Genomic DNA, 23480 nt, shown 5'->3' with positions numbered 1-23480 from the left:
ACGCCGGGCTACTTGATGCGGTCGAGGAAGTCCAGCACACGACGGGTGGCCTGCGTTGCGGCGTGCTCGTCGTGCGACGGCAGGCTGCTGTCGGTGAACAGGTGCCTGTCGCCGGGGTAGAGGAACAGTTCGGCATCCGCCGCCGTCTCGACGAGCGCCCGGGCTGCGTCGACATCGCCCTCACGGGCGAAGAACCGATCCGCGTCCATACCGTGGACCTGGACCGGAACATCAAGGGGCCAGGCGCCGCCGAACTCCGCGACCGGGACGCATGCCTCCAGCAGCAGCGCGCCCCTTGCCCCGGGGCGGGTCTGGGCCAGCTTCTGCGCCGGCAGGACGCCGAGCGAAAACCCGAGGTAGACGAGTTCCGAAGCCAACCCCTCGGCAGCGGCGGTTCCGCGCGCGACAACCGTGCCGAACCCCACGTCCTCGGCGTAAGCCAAGCCCTCCTCGAGAGTGTCGAATACCTGCCCCTCGAACAGGTCCGGGACGTGAACCGTGTGTCCGGCCCGTCGCAGCCGCTCGGCGAACTCACGGACGCCGACGGTCAGCCCATGCCCATGGTGGAAAACCAGCACCTCAGTCATGCCGCTCCCCTCGTGCTGCGGGGCCCGGGCGGCACCGCAGCACGAGTATGGCCCGGGCCACTGACATCTGCGGGTCGCAGCCCGAACTGATCAGACCCTTGTCCCCGGCCGATGACATGCTCGATCCAGGCCAGCTCTCCGGGACCCGGGGACCGTGGCCCGATGGTGGCGTCCAGCGCCCAGAAGTCATCGCGGACTGCCTGCTCCCCGAACACTTCCCTACCGACTTCGTAGATATTCCGCCGGACCAGGTGAAACCGGGTGCCGTCGCGGCGATGAGTCTGCGGGCATCCGCAGGTCTATCCCTTAGGGGGAGACAACCGACTCATCGGGAGTAAGTCATGGGCTCCATCCACATCGAGCTGTTCGCGACCCTCGACCTCGTCGGGCAGGCGCCCGGCGGCCCCGACGAGGACCCGGTGGGGTTCCCGTTCGGTGGCTGGCAGGCGCCCCTGCTGGACGAGGTCGCCGGGGCACAGGTCGGTGCCGCGTACGAGGGCACGGACGCCCTCCTGCTCGGCCGGCGGACGTACGAGATCTTCGCCGCCTACTGGCCTCACCAGGAGGGCGGCGAGGACAACGAGATCGCCACACTCTTCAACAGCGTCCCGAAGTACGTGGCCTCTCGCGGCAGGCCCGACCTCTCCTGGGCCGGGTCCACGCAGCTCGGGCCGGACCTCGCCGAATCGGTGCGCGAGATCCGTGACCGGCACAAGCACGTGAAGGTCGTCGGAAGCCTCAACCTCGTGCAGACCCTGCTGCGCGAAAGGCTCTTCGACCGTCTCGACCTCTGGCTGCATCCGATCGTGCTCGGCGTCGGGAAGAAGGTGTTCGAGGATGGCGCGGTGCCCACGAACGTCACGCTCCTCGCCCCTCCGGTAGCCGGCCCGAAAGGCACCGTGTACCTGCGCTACGGGCTCGCCGACGGCACGCCCGCGACGGGGGACATGAGCGCACCCGATCGCGGTGCCGGAAGCGGCTGACGCCGCCCTGGGAGCTGCGACGGAAGGTCGTAGTCGGTCGGCGAGTTCTCACGTGGCCGGCCGACCGGCCTGGGCGCTTGCATCCGATACCTGGGTAGAGGTCTACCCCCGGAGGTGTTCCCAGCCGCCGGGACGTGATGACCCGGAGCCCGTGCTGCCCGGCCCCCTTCACCGACCTTGCCAAGGCGGACCGCCATTCCGGACCCCGCTGCTGACCTGCACACCCGCGCGCCCGGAAGGCGCTCGCCGACACTCCTTGTCCCCGGCACCACGGGTGCCGGGGACAAGTCGGCTCGCGCGACAGGTCAGGAAGCGACGAAGCGCGCGATCTGGCCCAGCACGACCGTGTCCGCCAGGAACCCGATGTGGGTCTGGCAGACCACGTTGTTGTTCGTCGCGCCGCTCAGCCGCGTGCTGGTGTACGGGAGGATGATGCCGTCGCACGCCGAGTACCAGCTCGCGTACCTGGTGTCACCCGGGGTCTCGTCGCCCGAGGTGATCTGGGCGATGAACGAGGAGCCCGGGTACATCTGCTGGCAGGTCGTGTAGATCAGGCAAGCGCCGGCGTACGTGGTCCCGTGGTTCGCGCCCGCGATCGAGGCGAGGTGGCTGACGCTGGTGTTGCCGCCCAGCACCTTCAGGTAGTACTGGCTGACAAGGCCGCCCATCGAGTGATTGACGATCGCGACCTTGCTCGCTCCGGTCCGGGACTTCACGTTGTTGACGAAGGAGGCCAGGCCCTGAGCGTTACTGATGTTGTTGCCGTAGGAGTTGTACTCGTAGGCGAAGAGCTTGGAACTGGACCACCCGTTGAGCTGGAAGACGCTCATGGCGGTGGCCCAGTTGGAGGCGTTGCCCGTGTATCCGTGGACGAAGACGACCGGGGTGCTGGTCGAGAGCGGCTGAGCGGCGGTCGCAGCGGCCTGTGCTGCCGCAGGGGTGGCCGCTGTCTGGGCTGCGCCTGCCGTCGACGCCGAGGAGAGCACGGTGAACGCGACCATGGCGGACGCGAGAACGCCGAGAAGCCGGCGGGGTGAACGACGACGCATGGAGCACTCCTGATGGGGATGCGGGGATAGGGTGCCTGACCCGACAAGAGTCGGGGCGCGAGGCACTGGCGCCATCGGCGAATTCACCGGCGTTCCCCGATGGGTGCCGGGCGCTCCGAACGCCTGGTGGGGGTTGCCCGGCCGCGTGGACCGCACCTGAGGGGGACGACCCGCCGGTGGTCGCCCAGCCGAGATCCGCTCTGCGGGCGTGTCCCGCTGGGGCGGCCCTCGCTTCTCTCGCCCGGGCGTCCGTGAGCGCATACTGGCCTCATGGACGCGTCCACGGGTGGCGGACCCCGCCTGCGGGAGCGACTGGGCAGCGCCGTCTTCGCCCGGGTCGCGGGTCCCGAAGGACCGGAGAACCGTGCCCGCATACACGGAACGCCCGGCCCGCGCTGGTTCGGTGCGCACCGGCCGATTCGCGTCGTCCACGGCGATGCGTCCATGTTCATCGGTGGACTCCGGGCACTCCTGCTCCAGTCGCTGCACCCGTTGGCCATGGCTGCCGTGGAGGCCCATTCCGGCTACCGCGGCGATCCCTGGGGACGGCTCCAGCGCACCAGTACCTTTCTCGCCGTCACCACGTACGGGACAGCGGATCACGCACAGCAGGCGGTCGAGCGGGTACGGGCCGTACATGGCCAGGTGCACGGAACGACTCCGTCCGGAGAGCCTTACGACGCCGCCGACCCGCATCTTCTCGGCTGGGTGCATGTGGCTGAGGTCGACAGCTTCCTGCTCGCGCACCAGCGCTACGGGGCCGAACCGCTCGACGCCGCCGGGTACGACGGCTACGTCGCCGACACGGCACGCGTGGCCGAAGCGCTCGGCGTCAGCGATCCTCCGCGCGATCGGAGGGAACTCGCCGCCCAGCTCGCGGCCTACCGTGGTGAACTGCGCCCGACGGAAGAGGCACGCGAGGCAGCACGCTTCATTCTGCTGCACCCGCCCCTGCCCTGGGCCGCCCGCGTCCCCTATGCGGTCCTCGCCGCCAACGCCGTCGCCGCCCTCCCCCGGTGGGCCCGCACGTCGCTGGAGCTACCTCGGCTGCCCGGCATGGCCGAAGCCGGTGTGACCCCGACCGGGCGCGCACTGACCGCCGCAATTCGCTGGGCCATGGCTCCACCACGCCGGCCGTTGTGATCGGTCGGCAGCACCACGAGCCCGCCGCTGAGCGCTTGAGCGCGGCGCGACCACTGACGCCTGACCGACGCCCCAGGCCCCCACGCACGCCTGTGCACGATGCACCCGGCATCGAGGCGCCGTCTCAACCCCTGCGGTGGGGCGTCTGCCGCCGTGACACCCGTTCGGCTGGGCCGGTCGGGTGAGCATCATCCGGACATCCCGTCAACGGGGCAGACATCAGCGCATCCGCACAAAGGCATTCGCCGGAAGCACTGGTGTGCAGGTGACCGAGAGTGAGTAGGGGTTGTGCATGCTGGGACTACGGCCCACCGTGGCCGAACCGATCGGTCCCGTCGACGATCCGCTGACAGCCCTCGATGCCGTCCAGGCCCTCGAGACGGAACTCGAGCACGTCCTCGACGCAGGCCTGCGCAGGGCCCGCGATGTGGATCCGGTATTCGCTACTGACGTCGCCGACCGTGTCGCAGCGTTCGTCCGGCGCGGCGGAAAGCGGCTGCGTACGGCGTTCGCGTGGTGCGGGTGGCGGGCGGCGGGCGGCGCGGGTGACGCCTCGGCGGTACTGCGCACGGGTGCCGCCCTCGAACTGGTCCAGGCGTGCGCTCTCGTCCACGACGACGTGATGGACGGATCACCGCTGCGCCGAGGCGCGCCGGCGATGCACGTCGACCTCGCCCGTCTGCACCGGGAGGCGCGGATGACGGGCGCGCCCGAAGCGTTCGCGACCGCCGCCGCCGTGCTCGCCGGCGATCTGGCGCTGGTCTGGGCCGACGACCTGCTGACGGAGACCGCGCTCGGCTCGCCGCACGGCCCGCGGCTGTACCGCGAGTGGCGCGCGATGCGCACTGAGATGGTCGCCGGACAGTACCGGGACATCCACGCGCAGGCGGCCGGGTCGTGCGGTCTCGACGAGGCGGTGACCATCGCCACGCTCAAGAGCGCCCTGTACACGGTCGAGCGCCCCCTGGCGCTCGGCGCGTCCCTGGCCGACGCCGAGGAGCACACCATGGACGCGCTGCGCTCGGCCGGACGGAGCGCGGGGCTGGCCTTCCAACTCCGCGACGACCTCCTCGGGGCTTTCGGTGACCCGGCGCTGACGGGCAAGCCGGCCGGTGACGACCTGCGGACGCACAAGCTGACCTACCTTCTCGCCATGGGTCTCAGGCTCGCCGAGTCCTCCGGCGACGAGGAGGCCGCCGACGCGCTCGCCATCGGAGCGGTCTCACGGTCGGATGACGGCGTGGAGCGTATGCGGGCCGCGCTGGAGCGGAACGGGGCCCGGGCCGTCGTGGAGTCCCGGATCGCGGAGCTGGCGGCCACGAGCCTGCGGCACTTCACGACAACCGGCGCGGACCTGGCCGTGCGGCGGGAGTTCACGGCGCTGGTCGAACGGGCCTCGGGTGTCGCCCTGGACGACGCCGGGGAGGCGGCGTGAGGACCGTACCGGGTGCGACGGACCATGTCGTCGTCGTGGGCGCAGGGCTTTCCGGTCTCGCCTGCGCCCTCCATCTGCTGGGCGCCGGCCGAAGAGTGACCGTGGTCGAACGGGACGGCGGCCCGGGCGGCCGGGCCGGCCGCGTACGCCTCGGCGGCTACCAAGTGGACACCGGCCCCACGGTGCTGACCATGCCGCATCTGGCGGACGAGGCCTTCGCCGCCGTCGGCGAGAGCCTCGCCGGCCACGTCGAGCTGGTGGCGCTGCACCCGGCCTACCGGGCGTGCTTCGCGGACGGAACGTCGCTCGACGTCCACACCGACGGCGAGGCGATGGAAGAGGAGGTCCGGCGATTCGCCGGACCGTCCGAAGCGGCCGGCTACCGCGGGCTGCGGGACTGGCTGGAGCGGCTGTACCGGGTCCAGATGCGACGCTTCATCGACACGAACTTCGACTCGCCCTTTCAGCTCCTGCACCCGGACCTGGCCCGTCTGGCGGCGCTGGGGGGCTTCGGACGGCTGGACAGGCGCATCGGCCGTTTCCTCTCCGACACCCGCCTGCGTCGCGTGTTCTCCTTCCAGTCCCTGTACGCCGGGGTCGCTCCGGCCAGGGCACTCGCGGCCTATGCGGTGATCGCCTACATGGACACCGTGGCCGGCGTCTGGTTCCCCAAGGGCGGTATGCACGCGCTGCCCCGCGGCATGGCGAACGCGGCGGCCGGCGCGGGTGCCGACTTCCGCTGGTCGGCCGAGGCGACCGAACTGGAACGCTCGGCCGGCCGGGTACGTGCCGTACGTCTGGCCTCGGGCGAACGGATCGCCTGCGACGCGGTCGTGCTGACGTGTGAGCTGCCCGCCGCCCACGGTCTGCTGGGGCGGGCCCCCCGGCGCCCGGTACGGCTGCGTCACTCACCGTCCGCCGTGGTCCTGCACGCGGGGACCGACCGTACCTGGCCCGGCCTCGCACACCACACCCTCTCGTTCGGCGGGGCCTGGGAGCGCACCTTCGAGGAACTGACCCGTTCGGGGCAGCTGATGAGCGACCCGTCCCTGCTGATCACTCGGCCGACGGCGCACGACCCTTCCTTGGCGCCGCCGGGCAGGCACCTCCACTACGTGCTGGCGCCCTGCCCGAACACCGACGTCGGCCCCTCCCCCGCAGCCTGGCGGGACCTGGGACCGCGCTACCGCGACGACCTGGTCGCCGAGCTGGAGCGGCGTGGCCTGAACGGGTTCGCGGACAGCGTCCAGGAGGAGCTGCTGGTGACGCCGCTGGACTGGGCTGCGCAAGGGCATACGGCGGGCAGCCCGTTCTCCGTCTCCCACACCTTCGCCCAGACCGGCCCGTTCCGCCCACGCAATCTCGTGCGCGGCCTCGAGAACGTCGTGTTGAGCGGCTGCGGGACGACCCCCGGTGTCGGCGTGCCGACGGTTCTCCTCAGCGGCAAACTCGCCGCCGCGCGTGTCACCGGCGGCGTCCGCAGCGGCCCCCTCCGTACCCGACCGGCACCGCGTGTCACGCGTGTGGCGGCGGCCCCGACCGAGGAGGACGCCCATGACCCGTCGTGAACTGGACGCCGCCGGGATCACCGGCCCCGCCCTGCGCGCCGCCTACAGCCGATGCAGGCGGCTCAACGCCCGCCACGGCAGGACCTACTTCCTGGCCACCCGGCTGCTCCCGGTGGAACGCCGCTCCGCAGTGCACGCGCTGTACGGCTTCGCCCGCTGGGCGGACGACATCGTGGACGACCTCGACCGGCCCCGGACGCCGGAGGAGCGGGACGAGCAATTGCGACGCCTGGAGAGCGACCTCGCACACGGGCTGCTCACCGGCGGCGGGGACGAGCCCGTGGTCCGGGCCGTGGCCGACACCGCGGACCGTTACGGCATCGACCACACGCTGTTCACCGACTTCCTGGCCTCGATGCGCAGCGACCTGCACGTCACGGACTATCCGACCTATGCCGATCTGAGGGATTACATGCACGGATCGGCCGCGGTGATCGGCCTGCAGATGCTGCCCGTGCTCGGCACGGTCACCCCGCGCGAGGAGGCTGAGCCGCACGCCGCGGCCCTCGGCGTAGCCTTTCAGCTCACCAACTTCCTGCGCGACGTCGGCGAAGACCTGGACCGGGGTCGGGTGTACCTGCCGACGGACCTGCTCACCGCCCACGGCGTGGACGGGGGTCTGCTGGAGTGGAGCCGCCGCACGGGGCGCGGCGATCCGCGGATCCGTGCGGCGCTCGTCGCCGCCGAGGCCATGACCAGGGACGTGTACCGGTCGGCGGAACCGGGCATCGCCATGCTCGAACCGCGGGTGCGCCCCTGCATCCGCACAGCGTTCACGCTGTACAGCGGCATCCTCGACGCGATCGCGGACCAGGGGTACTCGGTGCTGCACCGCCGTGCGGTGGTGTCGCGCGGGCGCCGTGCGGCCACGGCCGCCGTGGGGGTCGTGCACATCGCGGGCGCGCGGTGGCGCGCCCGCACCGCGCAACGGGCGCTCCGGGCGGGTGGCACGGCGCTGCAGGTGAAAGGACCTGTGCAGTGAGCGACCGAGCGGACCGGACCGGTTGGACACCGCCTCTGCGGCGACGCCGCCGGTCGAGCTGGGCGACACAGACACCGACGTGGCGTCAGGCACGCCCGGCGCTCATCGCCGACGCGCTCGAACGGGCTTCCGCCCGTCCCTCGGGCAACTGGTTCGTCGTCGGGGCCTCCCGGGACGTGCGTGCCGGTGGCCGCCCGTGCGGCAGAACGGTGGGCGGCGTCGAGGTCGTGCTGTGGCGGTCCGACACGGGTGAGCTCCACGCTGGGCCCGGCGCCTGCCCGCACCTCGGTGCCCCCCTGCGCGACAGCCGGGTGGTGTGCGGCACTCTGGTGTGCCATTGGCACGGACTGGTTCTGGACGGTGGGTCGTTCGCCGGCTGGGATCCGTACCCGGTCCATGACGACGGGATTCTGGTGTGGGTCCGGCTTGACGCTGTCGGGGGCGAGGAGCCCTCGGAGCGTCCCGTGGTACCGGTCCGGCCGGCGGCGGGCAGCGGGGTGGATGCCGTGTTCACGGTGGTGGGGCGATGCGAACCGCAGGACGTGGTCGCCAACCGGCTCGACCCGTGGCACGGTTCGTGGTTCCATCCGTACTCGTTCGTCGACCTGACCGTGGACCGGGAACCGCAAGGCGGGGATGACGACGCCTTCGTCGTCGACGTCTCCTTCCGCGTGACGGGAAGTCTGGTGGTCCCGGTCCGGGCGGAGTTCACCGCGCCCGATCCGCGCACGGTCGTCATGCGCATCACCGGGGGTGAGGGTGCCACGTCCGTGGTGGAGACCCATGCCACGCCGCTGTCCCGCAAGGCGGCCGGGCGGCCACGGACCGCCGTGATCGAGGCGGTCGTCGCCGCCTCGGACCGGCCGGGTTTCGCACTGGCACGGGCCGCCGCGCCGGCGCTGCGCCCGCTGATGCGCCGTACGTCAGGCCGGCTGTGGCGCGACGACCTGGCGTACGCGGAGCGGCGCTGGAGTCTGCGCAGCAGCGGGCGGTTCCCGGGGTGACAGCGGCGGGAAGGCGTCGGCGGCGTCGGCTTTCCCTTGCGCGTACGGCCTTTTGTACGCTCGCGGCCTGGGCCGGCGCGCCTCGTGCGCATCAGCGCGTGCCGACCGTGCCGAGGGCTCGCAGCAGAGGTGAACGGCCCGCCCGGGGAACCGTCCACAGGGTCTGCCCCCGGACGCCCCAGCCGGCGAGCAGAACGCCTGCTGCAAGGAATCCGGTGGTGGCGGCCCGTTCCATCAGAGCCACGGGCAGGTCGCAGCGGATCGCGTCACCGGCCAGCGTCACCTGGGGGTGGGGCGTCGACACGGTGGGCCGCCGGGAGTACGAGCCGACGGTGAAGAGGGGGCAGTCGGAGTGCCATGCGTGCCGTGCGTCCACGATTCGCGCCTGCCGTGTCTCCGGGTAGACCTGGTGCAGGCTGTCGACGAGGCGGGTCTGCACCGTCTCCGTGTTCGCTCCGGCGGCGACCGCGTAGGCGTGCAGCTCCACCACCGAGCCACCGGTGCGCGCCGCCCAGCGGGCGGCCTCGCCCTCGTAGCGTTCCAGGACGCTGATGTTGTCAAGGCCGTCGTATCCGCTGGTGCCGAGGAACCCGGCGCGGTCGGAGCGGACCGGCCGGTCGAGCCAGAGCCGGGAGACGAGGTACGGAGGGGCGGTGCGCAGGGCGGCGATGTCGTCGCGCCAGAGGGGGGTGCCGAGACCGGGTGACGCCGCGACAACCCCGCGCAGTGCCCCGGGATCGAGGGCGAGTACGACCGCGTCGTGCCTTTCCGCGGCGGCGTCGGTCCGCACGTCCACTCCCCCGCCCTCGCACGGGTTGACGCCGCGCACCGGTGTGCCGGTGCGCACATCCGCCCCGAGACGCCGGAGGTAGTCGCCCAGCGGCTCCCACAGTGCCTGGGGGAAGGGCTCGTTCGGCACATCGAACAGCAGGCCCTCGGAGGAGCCGAGGAAGTAGATGTGGAACATCAACAGCAGTTCTGCTGCGGACAGTTCACGTGGATCGGCGAAGAAGCTGCGTGAGAACACCTCGAATGCGAGGTGGTGCGCGGCTTCGGGAAAGCGGACACGTTCCAGAAAGCGCGTCGCGCTGACCGAGTCGAAGCGTTCGTAGACCTCGGGCACGCGGACGTCGAGGAGTGGCAGTGCTGCCCGGGCGTCCATGGCGGCGAGATCGCGCCAGCCGAAGGTGGGGCTCAGGGCGACGAACCCGAGCGCACTGAACGGGGGTGTACGGGGGATGTGGGCGAAGCTGTCGATCAGCCCGCCGCTGTGGCGCAGCGGGTAGTCGGGCAGCGGACGGAGACGGTCGAGTCCGGGATCGGTCCGCCGCAGCAATCCACGCAGGTTGTAGTACTGACGGAAGAAGGCGTGGAACCCGCGGCTCATGGTCGCCTCGGAGCCGTCTGCGAGGCTGGTGCGCCAACCCGCGAGACGGCCACCGAGCCCCTCCTCCCGTTCGTAGAGGGTGACGTGGGCGCCTCGTTCGGCGAGCAGGGTGGCTGCGGCGAGACCTGCGATGCCTCCGCCGATCACGGCGACGCCGGGAGCGTCCGCACGTTCGAAGCCGTCCCGGCCGGGGACGGGCTGGAGCATCTCGGCCTTGCGGTCCCGGCCTCGCCGGGCGGCGCGCTGCGGGACGCTCATCGGGCGTACTCCGCTGTCGCGGGGGCACCGCTGCGGGCGAGGAAGGTGTGCACGATGCCGGTCTGCCATCCGGCGACGGGGGCGGCGCGCACTCCCGTGAATCCGGCGGCCGCGAGACGGGCGGTGAAGGCGGGGGCGGTGTCGAAGGCGAGAACGCTTCGCCACAGGTGTCGGTAGAGGGCGCGGTCGCCGCTGAGCGTGCCCGCGGGAATGATCACCCCCTGGCACACGGCCGTCCACAGGGCACGGTGGGCGGCCGAGCCGCTGAGGCTGTACTCGTGCACGGCGAGCCGGCCGCCCGGTCGCAGCAGGGACCGGACGGCTGTCAGGACGCCGTCCGGGTCGGCGACGTTGCGGAACAGGTAGGCGGCGAACACCGCGTCGTAGGTTCGCTCACCGTACGTGACCACTTCTTCGGCGGTCCGGTGCTCGAACTGCACCCGGGCCGGCCACGGCTTGGCCATGGCGCGCCCCAGCATCCCCGACGAGGCGTCAACGGCCGTGATCCGGGCACGGGGCGCGGCCCGCAGGAGGGCCCGGGTTGAGGCTCCCGTGCCGCAGCCGAGGTCGAGGACGTGCAGGCCTTCCCCGGCGCGGGGCAGGCGGAGCCGTCGGGCCGAGCGCAGGAGATCGGTGCGGTAACCGGGGTTGAGGGCCGTGAGGAGGTCGTAGGCGTGCGACGCGTGGTCGAAGGCGCGTGCCAGGTCGTGGTCCCGCAGCAGGGTCATCGGTGGTTGCCTCCGGATCGGGGGGCGGGGTGGGAACGGCGGGGCAGGAAGGGAAGTTCGACGGCCGTTCGGATCATGGGGCCGATGGGGGTGCGCATACCGATGCCCCATTCCTCCCAGGGCGAGGTGGCGCCGTCGAGGAAACGCAGCAGCCGTTCCGGCGGGATGCGGCGGAACAGGTCGGTGAAGAAGTCGGGGCCGTCGATCCGTCCGGTGTCCAGGGCGCGCAGCAGTACCGCGTCCATGGCCAGGGCACGCCGTCCGTGGGGCGGTGGCACGATGGCTCGTCCGCCGTGGAGGGCGGCGGCGACGGCGCGGCTCTGCCGCTGCACGGCGGCGAAGGTGTAGCCGGTCGCCGGGCGGGTGGCGCCGCCCGCGGTCCCGATCCGGAAGACAGCCGGCCCGCTCCGGCGGGCGAAACGGCCGTCCGTCATGGGGATGACGCCCTGCTCCGCCGATTCCACGGTGAACGCACCGAGTTTCAGGATGTCGCGGCTGTAGTGGGCCAGCGCCGTCTCGTACGCGGATGTGGTCAGCGGAGTCCGGGAGAACTCGGTGTACTCGACGAGGGCCCGGTCCGGCGCCAGGGGCAGGACGTAGCCGAAGGCGAGCCCGTGGACCGGCTGGGGCACACGGAAGTCCATCAGGTCGGCGACCGTGGGGTCGAACCGGTCCGCGTCCGTGTGCACGAGCCATCCGCGGAAGTGCTGCATCAGTTGTGTGCGGGCCGGTGGCAGGGCGCGCCGCGGGCGGGAGTCGAACACGTGGCGGGCACGAAGTGTGAGCGTCCGGCCGTCCGCCGCCGTGCAGCGGACCTCCGCGCCGTCGACTGTGTTGCGTACCGTGTCGGCCGTCGCGCGCAGGAGGCGTCCCCCGGGGGACAGCGCCAGTCGGGAGTGCACGAGCCGCTCGAACGCCGTCGAGCGGAGCATGTGGTAGCGCAGCGGGGACGGGTCGACGGTGACCTCGCTGCCGTCGGTGGCGTGGATCCGCAGCCGGGACCAGGAGGCGGTGATCGCTTCGCCGAAGTCGCCGGTCCCCTGGTCCCAGTAGCACCAGGTCCGCTCGGGCGGTCGTCGTGGACCGTCCGGTGCTTCCACCAGGGTCACGGTGGGGGCACCTACCGCCGTCAGGCGATGCGCGAGGCTGAGCCCGGACGCACCGCCACCGACGATGACCACGTCGGACGTCCCGTCGAGCGTGTCGGAAGGTCCGCTCATCGGGCACGCCGTTCGATGACGGGCGTTCCGTCCGACGTCGTGCGCAGCAGCTCGGCATCCGCCTCCATCGCGTCGGCGACCGCACCGACGACCTGGTGCGGGTCGCCTCCCGTCGGCATCGGCGGGGCAGTGCCCGCGACCGCCCGGTCGGCGAAGCCGGTGTCCAGGTGTCCGGGCCGGACCTCCAGGACACGGATGCCGGAGGTCCGTGCCTCGCGGCGCGCGGCGCCGAGCCAGGCGCTCAATGCGGCCTTGGAAGCGCTGTAGTCGGCCATCCCCGGCTGCGGGCGTTCCGCTACCACGCCGGTGAAGGCGACGATCACCGAACCAGGAGGCAGGATGCCGAGCGCGGCGCGGAAGAACGCGGCGGGCGCGAGGACATTGACGGCCGTCAGATACTCCGCGACCTCGTCACCGACCTCCGCCGCCCGGCCGAAGGCCACCGTCCCGAAAGCCGTCACGACCGCGTCCAGTCCCCCCAGGCCGGCGGCCGCGCCGTGTACGGCTCGGGCGCAGGACGCGGTGTCGTACGCGTCGAACAGGACGGTCGGAGCGCCCGGATGCGCCGTGGCGGCCCGGGCGAGGCGGGCCGGGTCGCGGCCTGCGAGCGCCGGGTGTGCTCCCCGGCCGGCCAGCTCGGTGGTGAGGGCACCACCGAGGACGCCGGTAGCACCGGCCACCAGCACGCGCGCGCCGTCAAGGTTCACGTCCCACTCCCGTTCGCCGGTCCGGGCAGGCTGCTTCCGCACCGCGTTGTGTGTTCCGTGGACCGGCCTGCGGTGGGTGCGGCGGACACGGTCCGGCCGGATTCAAAGGCGCACCAGATCGCTCATCACCTCCCGGGCGGCCCGCGTGCCCGACGCCATGGCACCCTGCACGGAACCGGTCGCACGATGGTCGCCGCAGACGTACCTGCCCGGGCCGAAACGCGTGGTTCGGCTCAGCGGCCAGGGCGGCTCCATGACCGGCAGAGCCCCGTCGACCGTGTACACCCCGACCTGCTGCCAGCCGCTCGTGTCGGTGCCGTACAGCTCGGACAGGCGCCGGAGCACCGCACCGTCCACGCCGGGTCGGTCGCGGCCCAGCACGGAGCTGGAGATCAGCGCGGTGCCGGGCGGCGCGTACGTGGGCGCGACCTCGGTGAGGACGCAGGTGTTCAGCACCGCTCCGGAGCCGTCCACCACCAGGGTCGGCTCAGCCAGCGGTGTTCCCATGGCAGCGTGGTAATACGTGGTCACCGTACGGCCGTCCGGCACGGCCGAACCCGGCATCAGACGGGTCGCGGTGACGGCGTCCGTCGCCACGACGACGGACGTGGCCGACAGCTCGCGGCCGTCCGCCAGGAGCACCCCCGATGGGGTGACCGCGGCGACGGGTGTCTCCAGCCTCAGGACGCCGTCGGGCAGGCAGCGGGCCAGCTGGGCAGGCACGGCACCGATGCCGTGCGCGGGCAGACAGAGCGTTCCTCTGACCATGCTCCGCCAGACCAGATGGAAGAAGCGGGCGGAGGTCTCCAGCCGGTCCTCCAGGAACACTCCGGCCAGGAAAGGCCGCAGGATCTCCGTGACCGCCTCGTCCGACAGCCCCGCACGAGACAGGGTGGCGGCGGTGGAGCGGTCCGGACGTCGTTTGAGGGGGCCGACGGGGAGGACGGCGTCCCGCGCGGTAAGGGCAGCCATGGCTGCCAGGTCCCGGGCCGTCAGGGCCCGCCCGGGCAGCAGCGTGCCCGCCCTCCTCGGCTGCCGGGTCGGATCGGCGAGGCGGACAGGCCCTTTCGACGTGTGCGCGATGATCCCTGGGGTGAATGGCCTCAGCCGCAGGCTGGGCAGGTCCAGGCGTCGTTTCACCTGAGGATAGGACGTGTTGAACACCTGGAATCCGCGGTCCAGCAGGAACCCGTCCCGCCGGTCCGTGCGCATCCGGCCGCCCACACCGTCGGACGACTCCAGCAACGCCACCTGCTGACCCGAGCGGCACAGATCCAGGGCACAGGCCAGGCCGCCCAGACCCGCGCCGACCACGACGGTGAGCGGAGAGCGACGATGTTGAGCGGTCATGACCTCTTCCTTCGACGCGAACCTCTGTCCGTCACGAGTTGAGTCCGTCCCCCGGTGGCCTTCCGCGTGTTGGTCGCACGCGCTGACCATGATGAGGCCCGTCGTCTGCGGTGCGTCGTGCGCCAGGCGCGGAGGGCAAACACTCACAGTGTCCACTCGAACACGTTCCGTCCGGTGGAACCAGGCGCCACTTCGACCGCGTGTCGACCGGTGACTCCACATCACCTGAGCACGAGCGGCGACTCCACCGCCATGGCCGCCTCCGCCTGGTCGGAGAGCACGACTTCCAGGACGACGAACGGATGACCGGGCCATGGGTCGGGATCAGTGCTCGGTTGCCGCTCGCTGCAGCTGCGCGGTGATTTGCTGCCGGTCGATCTGGATCCAGTACTCGACGATGCGTCCTTGCATGACGGTGGGGTCGTCGGCGAGGGTGAAGCAGACGACATTGAGGCCGACCGGCGCCAGGAGCCGCAGGCCGGGTGTGCTCTCGACGGCGTCACCCAGGGCGCGTGCGCATCCGACGCACCTTTCGGTGATCTCACGGCGGCCGTCCTGCCCGTAGGCCCGCAGGGTGAACCAAGCGGCGAGAGCGTGCAGGCGACGGGAGTTCTCCGGCGTGAGGCGGGCCGTGCCGGGGTGTCTCCGAGGGGGCCGAGGTAAGCCGCCGCGTTCTGGAAGACGTTCGTCTGCAGGTTCCCGCCCGGCGGACTCGCCCTGTGGCTGCGGCTGACCACCGCCCCCGCCGACACCGTCGTGGATCGAAAGCCTGCCGGAACGGGGTCGCACGCGCGGCAGGCCCACGGTTCGCGGCCGACGCCGCCCTCGTCCACCGTCTGCGCGTGCCCTACACCCCACCCCTCTACGTACTCGACGAGATCGCCGCCGTTCTCGATGATGCCTGCCGAGACGGAGAACGGTGGTACCTCGTGAGCCGCCCCCGTCCCCCTCCGCACGACGGTCGGCCGCAGGAGGTACTCGCCGACGCGACGGGCGACACCCGCTCGTTCAACCCTCGGCGGGCGTGATCCGTGCCCGCAGAATGGGCGGGTGAACGACACCGTGATGACTGCCGCCGTTCTCTTCCGGCACGGCGGTCCGGAGGCACTCGAACTTCGAGATGACTGGCCGCTACCGAGCATCGGGCACGGTCAAGTGCTCGTGCGCGTAGGCGCGGCGGCAGTCAACAACACTGACGTGTGGACCAGGGAAGGCGCGTACGGGCTGCCCGGCCGCCCCGCGGCGAAGGCCGGCTGGCGCGGAGCACTGGACTTCCCCCGCATCCAGGGCGGCGACATCGCGGGCGTCATCAGCGAAACAGCCGCGGACGTGCCCGACGCGTGGCTGGGTCGCCGGGTCCTGGTCGATCCCGCCTTCTATGCGGATGCCCGCGACGACGCCGTGCCCGTCGGACTGCTCGGCAGCGAAGCGGACGGCGGCTTCGCGTCCTACGTAGCGGTCGATGCCGATCGTGTCCACGACATGAGCGCCTCCCCGCTCTCGGACCAGGAACTTGCCGCCCTTCCGGTGGCCTACGGCACGGCGATGGGCATGCTGGAACGCTCCCGCATCAGGAGCGGGGAGACGGTGCTGGTGACCGGCGCTTCCGGCGGGGTCGGACTCGCGCTCGTCCAGCTCGCCGCCGCTCGCGGCACACGGGTGGTGGCGCTCACGAGTACCTCCAAGGAGGCCGCACTGCGGGAGGCAGGCGCTGCGGCTGTCGTCTTCCGGGAGGCAGAACCGGCAGAGCTGCAGCACCGGCTGAGGGAGTTGGCGCCCGGAGGCCTCGATGCCGTCGCGGACGTGGCCGGCGGACCGTGGCTCGAACAACTCCTGCCCGTGCTGCGCGATGGTGCTCGCTGGGTCATCGCCGGAGCTGTCGCCGGGCCCGTCGTCACCTTCGACCTACGCCGTCTGTACCTGCACAACCTCAGTCTCATCGGCTCCTCGATGCACACCCGCGCCCACTTCGCCTCCTTGGCGGAAATGGCTCGCAACGGCACCGTACGACCCCGCATCGCCGGCAGCTATCGGCTTGGCGAACTCCACGCCGCCCAGGAGGAATTCCGGCGCGGCACACACGTAGGAAAGATCACCGTCACTCCGTGAGGTTCGTCGGGCCTGTCGCCCTACCCGGACCGTTCGACGAAGAGCGCGCTGGGAGCCTCGTTGGTTTCCTCTCGCCCCACCACTCGATCCGGTGACATACGGCCACGACAATCCGACGTAGCGTTATGGTGCTGCTGTCGGTGAGTGGCTGTGCAGTCGGTGTTGTGGCGTCGGCGAACGCAATCAGCTCGTCGCCCGTCGTCATGGCTCACAGTGGCTCACCGTAAGGAATGTTCGTGAAACTCTCCCTGCCCACATCCCCTCGGGTCACCGTCGCACTGGCGTCAAGCGCGCTCATCGCCACGGCGATGGTGACGTCCACGGGTCCCTCGTTCGCCGAATCCGCCCGTGGTCCGGAAGTGCAGCAGGCTGCTGCGAGCACCGCTCCACAGTGCGGCTTCTTCCGGTACAGCGTCCGAGAGTCCCGGTTCGCCGCATACAACCACTGCGGTGGGACCACGGTGTTGATCCATGTCGACGTCAGAGGAGGCGGCAGCGGGAACGACTTCCATCTCTGCGTCGGCCCCGGAGCCACGCAACTGCCGGGTGCGGGGCCGAACTACCTCAACGCGTACTACATCGGCGGTGCCGGGTGCCGGAGCGGAGACCGCACCGGACACACCCCCCACTGAGGTGGATGTGCCGGTCACGCCGGGGGCCCTGCGCACCGGTCCGAGTCCGGCTCCGCAAAAATGTTCCGTCGGCACCTAGTAGAGGGACAGGCCGTACACCGACAGCCACTCCACGACCGGCTGGTAGTAGGTGGCTCCTCCTGCCGCACAGTTTCCGGTGGTGGCGACGATGACGCCCAACGCGGTGCTACCGGCGAACGCGGGGCCACCCACGTCGCCGGGCTCGGAGCAGATGTTGGAGCGGAACAGTCCGCTCACCACACCCTCGGGGTAGTTGACCGTGACGTTCACGGCCGTGACTGTGCCGCAGCGGTATCCGGTCACCCGGCCCACGTGGCAGACGGACTGACCGACCGTCGGATTCGCGGCACCCGTGATGTCCTGCACCCCGCCGGCGGAGCCGCGCGAAACCTCGCCGGGGAAGACCACCGACGAATTCGTGTAACGGACGAGCGCGTAGTCGTTGCCGGGGAAGCTCGCGCTCGTGGTGGTGCCGATGAGCACGCTCAGGCTCGCGTCCGCGTACCAACGGGTGGCCCCCTGGGCGCAGCGACCCGTCACCAGACCGTAGAGGCTACTGCCGCTGCGGGCGTTGAAGCCGACGGTGCAGCGCGTTCCGGCGTTGCTGTGGATGACGTCGCCGCCACGCACCTCGATCGCCTTGCCGGCCGACCTGGTGGCATGACCACCGGAATCCTGCGCGTACGAGGTCGACCCTGCGGCGCTGAGCCAGCTGAGCAGCAGGATCATCGCTGCGACCGCCGAGGCGGCTGCGCGGAACGACCTGTCGATGCGCTGCGGAATCATGTTCCCTCCCCGTAGTGCGGAGCTGACATGTCATGCCCTTGCCATTATGCTCGCCAGTCCACCTTCCACAAGGTGACGTAGGGCGGTGAGCGGAGAGTGACCGGGGAGTAATCACGCCTCCCCCCGCCAACCCTGCCATTTCCCGACCCTCTTCCAGCACCGGCCGGCCTCGCGTCAGGCGCCACTGCGGCGCGCGTAGTGGCGCTGGGCCTTTGCGCGGTTCCCGCAGCCCGCCATCGAGCACCAGCGGCGGGTCCCGTTCTTCGAGATGTCGTAGAAGTGCAGGATGCAGGCGTTGTTGGCGCACGGGCGGATGCGCTCGGGGCGGCCGGCGAGCAGTTCCAGCCAGTTCTCCGCCGCGTGCCAGGCGGGCGCCCAGGTCGCGTCGTCCACGTCCACCCGCGTGCGCGGCGTCCCGTCCGGACCCAGGATCCGGCGTACTTGACCATGGGACAGCACCTCGTTGAGCGCCTTCACCGCGCCCTCCGGGGGCGGGTCCCCGCCTGCCACCAGGCCGTCGAGTGCCGCACGTACCCGTAGGAGCCGGTCGAGCGTGGCGGCGTCGGCCGGCGGCTCGTACGGGCCGGTGAGTTCCCGGACCGTGGGCGCGGCGAGCCAGATGGCCAGCCCCTCGGGCGTTTCCAGCAGGTCGTGATACCCCTCCGGGCCGATCCACCGCGTGTTCAGCAGGTCGAGCGCCGGCGGTTCGCCGGTCAGGGGACGCGGATCGATCCCCGGGGTGTGCGGCACGGGTCGGGCCCTTCCGTCTCGGACAGGCAGCCACCGACAGGGCGGCTCACCACCATCGATACTAACCGGCCAAGCCCCCGTGACCGGTTGACGGTGCTCGTTCTAACCCTTAACTTTCATTTCAACGGTTACGAGAAGCATCTCGCAGCCTTGACCCGGAAGCATGGGGAGCAGCCATGAGCAAGGCACCGACACTGCAGACCGGCCACATCGGCCTCAACGTCACCGACCTGGACCGCTCGCTCGCCTTCTACCGCGAGGTCTTCGACTTCGACGTGCTGGCCGAGGGCAAGGAGGACGACCGCCGCTGGGCGTTCCTGGGCCGCGGGTCCAGGCTGCTCGTCACCCTCTGGCAGCAGAGCGAGGGCACCTTCGCGGCGGACCTGCCCGGCCTGCATCACCTGTCCTTCCAGGTGGACACCGTCGAGGAGGTCCGGGCCACCGAAGAGGTGCTGCGCGGGCTCGGCGCCGCGTTCGCGTACGACGGCGTCGTCCCGCACGGGGAGCACGGCACGTCAGGCGGGATCTTCTTCACCGACCCCGACGGCACCCGTCTGGAGATCTACGCGCCCACCGGGGCCGACCCGTCGGATGCGCCGACCGCCGGTGCTCCCACCTGCGGGTTCTTCTAGGAGGGAGCCTGTCGTGGACAGCTATCACCGCGGTGAGATCGCCGTACAGGACCGGGCCGGCCTCACCCGGCAGGCCGGGTCCGCAGGCAGAGCGCTCAAGGACAGCATTCCCGAAGTGGCCGCCGCCTTCCTCGCCGGACAGCCGATGCTGGTGCTGGGAGGCACCGACAGGGCGGGCCGGGTCTGGGCCACCCAGCTCACGGGCGAGCCGGGGTTCCTGACCACACCCGACCCCCGGACTCTGCGTGTCGGTGCGCTCCCCCTGCCGGAGGATCCGCTCGCCGGCGTCCTGCTCGGTACGGGGGTGGGCGAGGCGCCCGCCCCTGCCCGGGTCGGCGCGATCGCCATCGAACCGGCCACCCGCCGCCGTATGCGGATCAACGGCCGCTCCGTCCAGGACGGTGCGGGCCTGCGCATCGACCTCGACCAGGTCGTCTCGAACTGCCCCAAGTACCTCCAGACCCGCGACTACCGCCTCCTCCCCGCAGACGACCCCAGGACCGACCTCACCGCCGGCAACCGCCGCTCCGTCACCGACAGCACCTCCCTGAGCCCCGCCCAGCAGCAGGCGCTGCGGTCCGCCGACACCTTCTTCATCGCCACCGCGTCCGACCAGGGCGACGCGGACGCCTCGCACCGGGGCGGCAACCCAGGCTTCGTCGAGGTGCTCTCGCCCACCCGGCTGCGCTGGCCCGACTACCTCGGCAACTCCATGTTCCTGACCCTGGGCAACCTCGAAATCAACCCCGCAGCGGGCATCCTGCTGCCCGGCTGGGAGACGGGCAGCACCCTGCACCTCACCGGCGCCGCCCGCACGGTGTGGGACGCGGCGGAGATCGCCCGCGTCCCCGGGGCGCAGCGGCTCGTCGAGTTCGAGATCGCGGCCGTGCGGGAGATCATGGCCACCTCGCGCCTTCGCTGGTCGCAGCCCGGATACTCCCGGTTCAACCCGCCGGTCGCCGGGAGACCTTCTGATCGGCCATGACACGCACGTCGCACCGACGCCAAGCGCGGGGAAGTCCCGGTCAACCATCGGCCCGGGGCTTCCCCATGAGACGGATCAAGCAAGAGGAGCAGGTGGAGCGGTGAGACGCATCGAAGAGTGAGCCGGGTCAAGGCGGCGTGTCAGGACGCTGTCGGCGTCCAGGCACCGAGCCAGTCCACTGTCTCCTGACCTGCGGCCTGGCTGTCGGTCAGTTGCGGGCGGTCGCTGCTCGCGGTGCCCGCGCGCGGACCGGTGTCCCGGTACTCGGCGAAACGGTCGCCCTGCCACGAGATGCCACCCATGTCGGCCCACGGGGGGCCGCCTTGGTCACAGCGCTCAGCAAAGGACGGACTAGCGCGGCACATGGTTGCCGGGCCTGGTCGAGGCCCGCAGCACATCGCCTTCACCAGCATCGCCTGCACCCTCATCTGCTACCGCGGGCTCGTGTCCTGATGCGCCGGCGCGTCGCGCTGGACGGGTGGAGCCGCGTCACGAACCCTCGACAGGTAGCCCCGCCACGAACTCCGAAAGATCGCACGACCGGGGCGGGACCTGCCCATGAGAGAACCGCTGGTAGTGATTGGCGACGAGACGACGCAATTCGGCCTCGGCCGGTTCGTCACCGTTGAGTTCAAGGGACACCTGGTGCGGCTCACCCGTCATGCGCAACGGTCTGGCCAGGGCGTCGAACCCGCATGAGTAGTCGTCGGGCATCTCCCACCACGCCTCGGCAGACGCTCGGTCCTCAAGGACATACATGGAGTAGTCGTCATCGAAGAGGATCACGGGGCCGATCGGCATATTCATTGACGGAGTATTGCGCACCCTGCAGATCAGATGCGTGCCTCAGCAAGCGTGAGCCGACGCTGATGTTCCCGAGTGAGATGGCTTCTTATGGCTGGCGGACACCAGCAGATGCGTGCCCCGCTCGATCACCGTACGGTCGGTCTGAGCATTCCTGACAGGACGGTCCTCGTACTGGCCCGGGGCCACTTCGCACGTACGCGGGACCAGTCGTCCGTCGGCTGACGGACTGCGGCCGGCCCGCCTGCCCTCAGTTGCCGTCTGCCTCGAGAAGGTGACTCGCCACTTGGTCGGTGGGCTGCACCCGTACACGCGTGATGGGCACAGGCCGCACTCCCCCAGACATTCAGCACCACCCTGCTTACGGCGATCACCGCTTCGACGGCGGCAGCCCGGACCAGCTCGGCACGGACAGGTAGCCGCGAACTGCGTCCTACTTCTGGCGGCGAAGCAACGTGGTGAGCGCCTCCGATTTCGAGGACCGCACGAGGACGTCTGGGTCTCCGGCAGCCAGCTGATAGTCGTAGGTGCCACGCGGCGCTTTACACTTCGGCGCGCGGCCGACCGGTTGAGCACCGGTCGTCTGCAGCACCCCGTTTTCGTACGAGAGAAGAGCGGCCTCCCATCGGCACGTACGGTTGCCTGCGACCAGTTCACCGGTCACCGCGTCCGACCCGAGTTCGCCTTCACCGAACGTGATCCGCAGCCCGTTGCCGTCCCGCCAGACACCGCGCAGGACGGCGGGCACCTCCACGTACCCCGGCTCTACGTACTCCACGTCGGTCGAGGCGTTGCCCTCCACCCAGGCCATCGAACCGTCTGGACGGGCTTCCAGGCGCATGCTGCGCGGTACCCCGCAGGTCCGTGACGGGCCCGGGCCAGCCCCGTCCATCGTGAACTCAGAGACAACCAGCGCCTTCTCGCTCCTGGACGTCGCGACCGCGCTGCCCCGGCAGATGCCGTCACCCGTGGCCGCCACGACGTCGATCCCGTTGGCGGACGTGACACGCCGGGGTATGTCCAGGCGGATGACGAACAGGGGAACGTCCTCGCCGTGCTCTGCCAGCCACCCACCCGAGAAGTCGGTGCCCGGCCCGGTCGCGTCGAGGATTGACTCCCGAGGGGAGTCCTCCCTGCCCCAGAGTCCGTACGCACTTGCTGCTGCGACCAAGACCCCGGCTGTCAGCATGGCGGCCACGACGCGCCCGCGCCGGCGTTTCGGCGCGGGCTCCAGGGCTACGTCCGTGCCTGTCTCGTCCTTTGCGGGCGGGGAGGCATGCACCACTTCCGGTTCCGGCCCCATGTCCCAGTCTGCCGACGGCCCGGACGTGTGGATTGACAACACCGCAAGGCCGGAGCCCGCCCGGCCCTCCTCGCGTAAGGCCACGGCAGGCACCGGCTCCCCGGCGAACTGGTGGACCCGGGCCAGCAGGGTCGGCGGCAGCCACGCACCTTCAGGTGCGGTCCTCGTCCACTCGGCGATCTGCGTCGTACTTGGCCGCTCCGCCGGATCCTTCGCCAGGCAATCCCTGACCAGGTCGGCAACCGACTCCGGAAGCCCGGTGAGATCCGGCTCCTCGTAGGCGATACGGAAGAGCAGGGCGTGGATCCCGGAGCTCCCGTCCCCGAACGGAGTCCGGCCTGTTGCCGCGTAGGCCAGCACGGAACCCAGGGAGAACACGTCACCGGCCGGGGTGACCTGTTGGCCTCGCACCTGCTCGGGCGCCATGTACCGAGGCGAACCCGGCCCGGAACCGGCCGAGGACAGCGTGTCGGCGTCGGTCCCTTCCAGGGCCCTGGCGATACCGAAGTCGATGACCCTGGGCCCTTGCGCGGTGAGCAGCACGTTGGACGGCTTGAGATCGCGGTGGACGATCCCAGCACGGTGGATCGCGGTGAGGGCCAGAGCCATCCGATGGGCGAGTACAGGGGCGGACGCCGAGGGCAGCGGTCCGAACCCCCCGTCCACCACATTCTGCAAGGTGGGGCCGGCGATGTAGGTGGTGGCAATCCACGGAGGTGTCCCAGCGGTGTCCGCATCGAGAACTGGTGCCGTCCACACGTCACCGACCCGACGAGCCGCACGCACCTCACGGGCGAACCTGGCACGGAAGGTGGGATGTTCGGCGATCTCCGCCCTGATCGTCTTCACTGCGACCAGAGCGTCACCCGTCTCGTCACGGTGCCGCGCCAGATATACCCGCCCCATGCCTCCCGCCCCCAGTCGGCCGAGCAGCCAGTAAGGGCCGAGGTGTGACGGGTCCTCGTCAGTCAGTGGTCGCATGGCGTGGAATCCTTGCACGTCATTGATGCGACCCGGGCAGAATCCGGCCGAACCCTCACGCCACCGCAGCCGACAC

24 protein-coding genes are annotated in these 23480 nt (G+C 70.9%); 11 read left to right on the top strand and 13 right to left on the bottom strand.

All coding sequences use genetic code 11. The annotated features are described in order from the left end of the window. Positions 1–8 precede the first annotated feature (8 nt). Positions 9–587 carry a dienelactone hydrolase family protein gene (locus tag OG844_RS43585; protein WP_406387689.1) on the bottom strand — a complete coding sequence of 193 codons (579 nt, stop codon included), beginning with the start codon at positions 585–587 and terminating at the stop codon, positions 9–11. Positions 588–928: 341 nt separating this feature from the next. Between OG844_RS43585 and OG844_RS43580 the strand changes: the two genes are divergently transcribed. Next, positions 929–1570, top strand: a complete 642-nt coding sequence (locus tag OG844_RS43580) for a dihydrofolate reductase family protein (protein WP_406387690.1) — start codon at positions 929–931, stop codon at positions 1568–1570. 305 nt (positions 1571–1875) lie between these two features. Here the strand turns inward: OG844_RS43580 and OG844_RS43575 are convergent, their stop codons facing one another. Continuing rightward, the gene (locus OG844_RS43575; RefSeq protein WP_406387691.1) at positions 1876–2619 is read right to left on the bottom strand and encodes an esterase/lipase family protein; all 744 of its coding nucleotides are present in this window, start codon (positions 2617–2619) and stop codon (positions 1876–1878) included. A 270-nt stretch (positions 2620–2889) separates the two neighbouring features. On the opposite strand from OG844_RS43575, the gene OG844_RS43570 reads away from it, so the two are divergent. From OG844_RS43570 to OG844_RS43550, 5 genes are all read left to right on the top strand, one after another. Beyond that, a complete protein-coding gene (locus OG844_RS43570) occupies positions 2890–3762 on the top strand; it encodes an oxygenase MpaB family protein (RefSeq protein WP_406387693.1) in 873 nt (290 codons plus the stop codon). A gap of 292 nt (positions 3763–4054) precedes the next feature. Further along, entirely contained in the window at positions 4055–5197 is a 1143-nt protein-coding gene (locus OG844_RS43565; RefSeq protein ID WP_406387695.1) for a polyprenyl synthetase family protein, read from the top strand. Then, on the top strand, positions 5194–6765 hold the full coding sequence (gene crtI / locus OG844_RS43560) for a phytoene desaturase family protein (protein ID WP_406387696.1): 1572 nt from the start codon (positions 5194–5196) through the stop codon (positions 6763–6765). Before OG844_RS43565 ends, crtI begins: the two co-directional genes overlap by 4 nt. Further along, on the top strand, positions 6752–7747 hold the full coding sequence (locus tag OG844_RS43555; protein ID WP_406387698.1) for a phytoene/squalene synthase family protein: 996 nt from the start codon (positions 6752–6754) through the stop codon (positions 7745–7747). The genes crtI and OG844_RS43555 overlap by 14 nt, the downstream gene beginning before the upstream one ends. Then, on the top strand, positions 7744–8751 hold the full coding sequence (locus OG844_RS43550) for a DUF5914 domain-containing protein (protein WP_406387699.1): 1008 nt from the start codon (positions 7744–7746) through the stop codon (positions 8749–8751). The genes OG844_RS43555 and OG844_RS43550 overlap by 4 nt, the downstream gene beginning before the upstream one ends. A 91-nt stretch (positions 8752–8842) precedes the next feature. Here the strand turns inward: OG844_RS43550 and OG844_RS43545 are convergent, their stop codons facing one another. From OG844_RS43545 to OG844_RS43520, 6 genes are all read right to left on the bottom strand, one after another. After that, positions 8843–10396: an FAD-dependent oxidoreductase gene (locus OG844_RS43545; RefSeq protein WP_406387700.1), complete on the bottom strand. Its 1554-nt coding sequence runs from the start codon at positions 10394–10396 to the stop codon at positions 8843–8845. Next, on the bottom strand, positions 10393–11124 hold the full coding sequence (locus tag OG844_RS43540; protein ID WP_406387701.1) for a methyltransferase domain-containing protein: 732 nt from the start codon (positions 11122–11124) through the stop codon (positions 10393–10395). The genes OG844_RS43545 and OG844_RS43540 overlap by 4 nt, the downstream gene beginning before the upstream one ends. Beyond that, complete coding sequence (locus tag OG844_RS43535; RefSeq protein WP_406387702.1) at positions 11121–12344, bottom strand: lycopene cyclase family protein; 1224 nt, start codon at positions 12342–12344, stop codon at positions 11121–11123. The genes OG844_RS43540 and OG844_RS43535 overlap by 4 nt, the downstream gene beginning before the upstream one ends. Further along, positions 12341–13051: an SDR family NAD(P)-dependent oxidoreductase gene (locus tag OG844_RS43530; protein ID WP_406387703.1), complete on the bottom strand. Its 711-nt coding sequence runs from the start codon at positions 13049–13051 to the stop codon at positions 12341–12343. Before OG844_RS43530 ends, OG844_RS43535 begins: the two co-directional genes overlap by 4 nt. Before the next feature lie 102 nt (positions 13052–13153). Continuing rightward, complete coding sequence (locus tag OG844_RS43525; protein WP_406387705.1) at positions 13154–14401, bottom strand: NAD(P)/FAD-dependent oxidoreductase; 1248 nt, start codon at positions 14399–14401, stop codon at positions 13154–13156. A 324-nt stretch (positions 14402–14725) separates the two neighbouring features. Continuing rightward, positions 14726–15190 carry a hypothetical protein gene (locus OG844_RS43520; RefSeq protein ID WP_406387707.1) on the bottom strand — a complete coding sequence of 155 codons (465 nt, stop codon included), beginning with the start codon at positions 15188–15190 and terminating at the stop codon, positions 14726–14728. 53 nt (positions 15191–15243) lie between these two features. Here OG844_RS43520 and OG844_RS43515 point away from each other — a divergent pair, with 53 nt between their 5' ends. The 3 genes from OG844_RS43515 to OG844_RS43505 all read left to right on the top strand — a co-directional run bounded on the left by OG844_RS43515 (position 15244) and on the right by OG844_RS43505 (position 17142). Further along, the gene (locus OG844_RS43515) at positions 15244–15429 is read left to right on the top strand and encodes a hypothetical protein (RefSeq protein ID WP_406387709.1); all 186 of its coding nucleotides are present in this window, start codon (positions 15244–15246) and stop codon (positions 15427–15429) included. A 37-nt stretch (positions 15430–15466) separates the two neighbouring features. Beyond that, the gene (locus OG844_RS43510; protein WP_406395967.1) at positions 15467–16510 is read left to right on the top strand and encodes a zinc-binding dehydrogenase; all 1044 of its coding nucleotides are present in this window, start codon (positions 15467–15469) and stop codon (positions 16508–16510) included. A 236-nt stretch (positions 16511–16746) separates the two neighbouring features. Then, complete coding sequence (locus OG844_RS43505; RefSeq protein WP_406387710.1) at positions 16747–17142, top strand: DUF6355 family natural product biosynthesis protein; 396 nt, start codon at positions 16747–16749, stop codon at positions 17140–17142. A 75-nt stretch (positions 17143–17217) separates the two neighbouring features. Here the strand turns inward: OG844_RS43505 and OG844_RS43500 are convergent, their stop codons facing one another. Continuing rightward, on the bottom strand, positions 17218–17949 hold the full coding sequence (locus OG844_RS43500; RefSeq protein WP_406387712.1) for a S1 family peptidase: 732 nt from the start codon (positions 17947–17949) through the stop codon (positions 17218–17220). A gap of 174 nt (positions 17950–18123) precedes the next feature. Further along, positions 18124–18699, bottom strand: coding sequence for a CGNR zinc finger domain-containing protein (locus OG844_RS43495; RefSeq protein WP_406387713.1), 576 nt, complete (start codon positions 18697–18699; stop codon positions 18124–18126). Positions 18700–18875: 176 nt separating this feature from the next. On the opposite strand from OG844_RS43495, the gene OG844_RS43490 reads away from it, so the two are divergent. Continuing rightward, positions 18876–19331 carry a VOC family protein gene (locus tag OG844_RS43490; RefSeq protein ID WP_406387714.1) on the top strand — a complete coding sequence of 152 codons (456 nt, stop codon included), beginning with the start codon at positions 18876–18878 and terminating at the stop codon, positions 19329–19331. A 13-nt stretch (positions 19332–19344) separates the two neighbouring features. Then, complete coding sequence (locus tag OG844_RS43485) at positions 19345–20316, top strand: pyridoxamine 5'-phosphate oxidase family protein (protein WP_406387715.1); 972 nt, start codon at positions 19345–19347, stop codon at positions 20314–20316. 140 nt (positions 20317–20456) lie between these two features. Here the strand turns inward: OG844_RS43485 and OG844_RS43480 are convergent, their stop codons facing one another. The 3 genes from OG844_RS43480 to OG844_RS43470 form a co-directional block, all read right to left on the bottom strand. Next, a complete protein-coding gene (locus OG844_RS43480) occupies positions 20457–20618 on the bottom strand; it encodes a hypothetical protein (protein WP_406387716.1) in 162 nt (53 codons plus the stop codon). Between the two features lie 187 nt (positions 20619–20805). After that, positions 20806–21123, bottom strand: coding sequence for a hypothetical protein (locus OG844_RS43475; RefSeq protein ID WP_406387717.1), 318 nt, complete (start codon positions 21121–21123; stop codon positions 20806–20808). A 430-nt stretch (positions 21124–21553) separates the two neighbouring features. Next, a complete protein-coding gene (locus tag OG844_RS43470) occupies positions 21554–23404 on the bottom strand; it encodes a serine/threonine-protein kinase (protein ID WP_406387718.1) in 1851 nt (616 codons plus the stop codon). Positions 23405–23480: the final 76 nt, after the last annotated feature.

This window comes from Streptomyces sp. NBC_00887 (genome assembly GCF_045207585.1).
The sequence above is the reverse complement of the archived record's forward strand: the minus strand, read 5'-3'. Positions and strand labels throughout refer to the sequence as shown.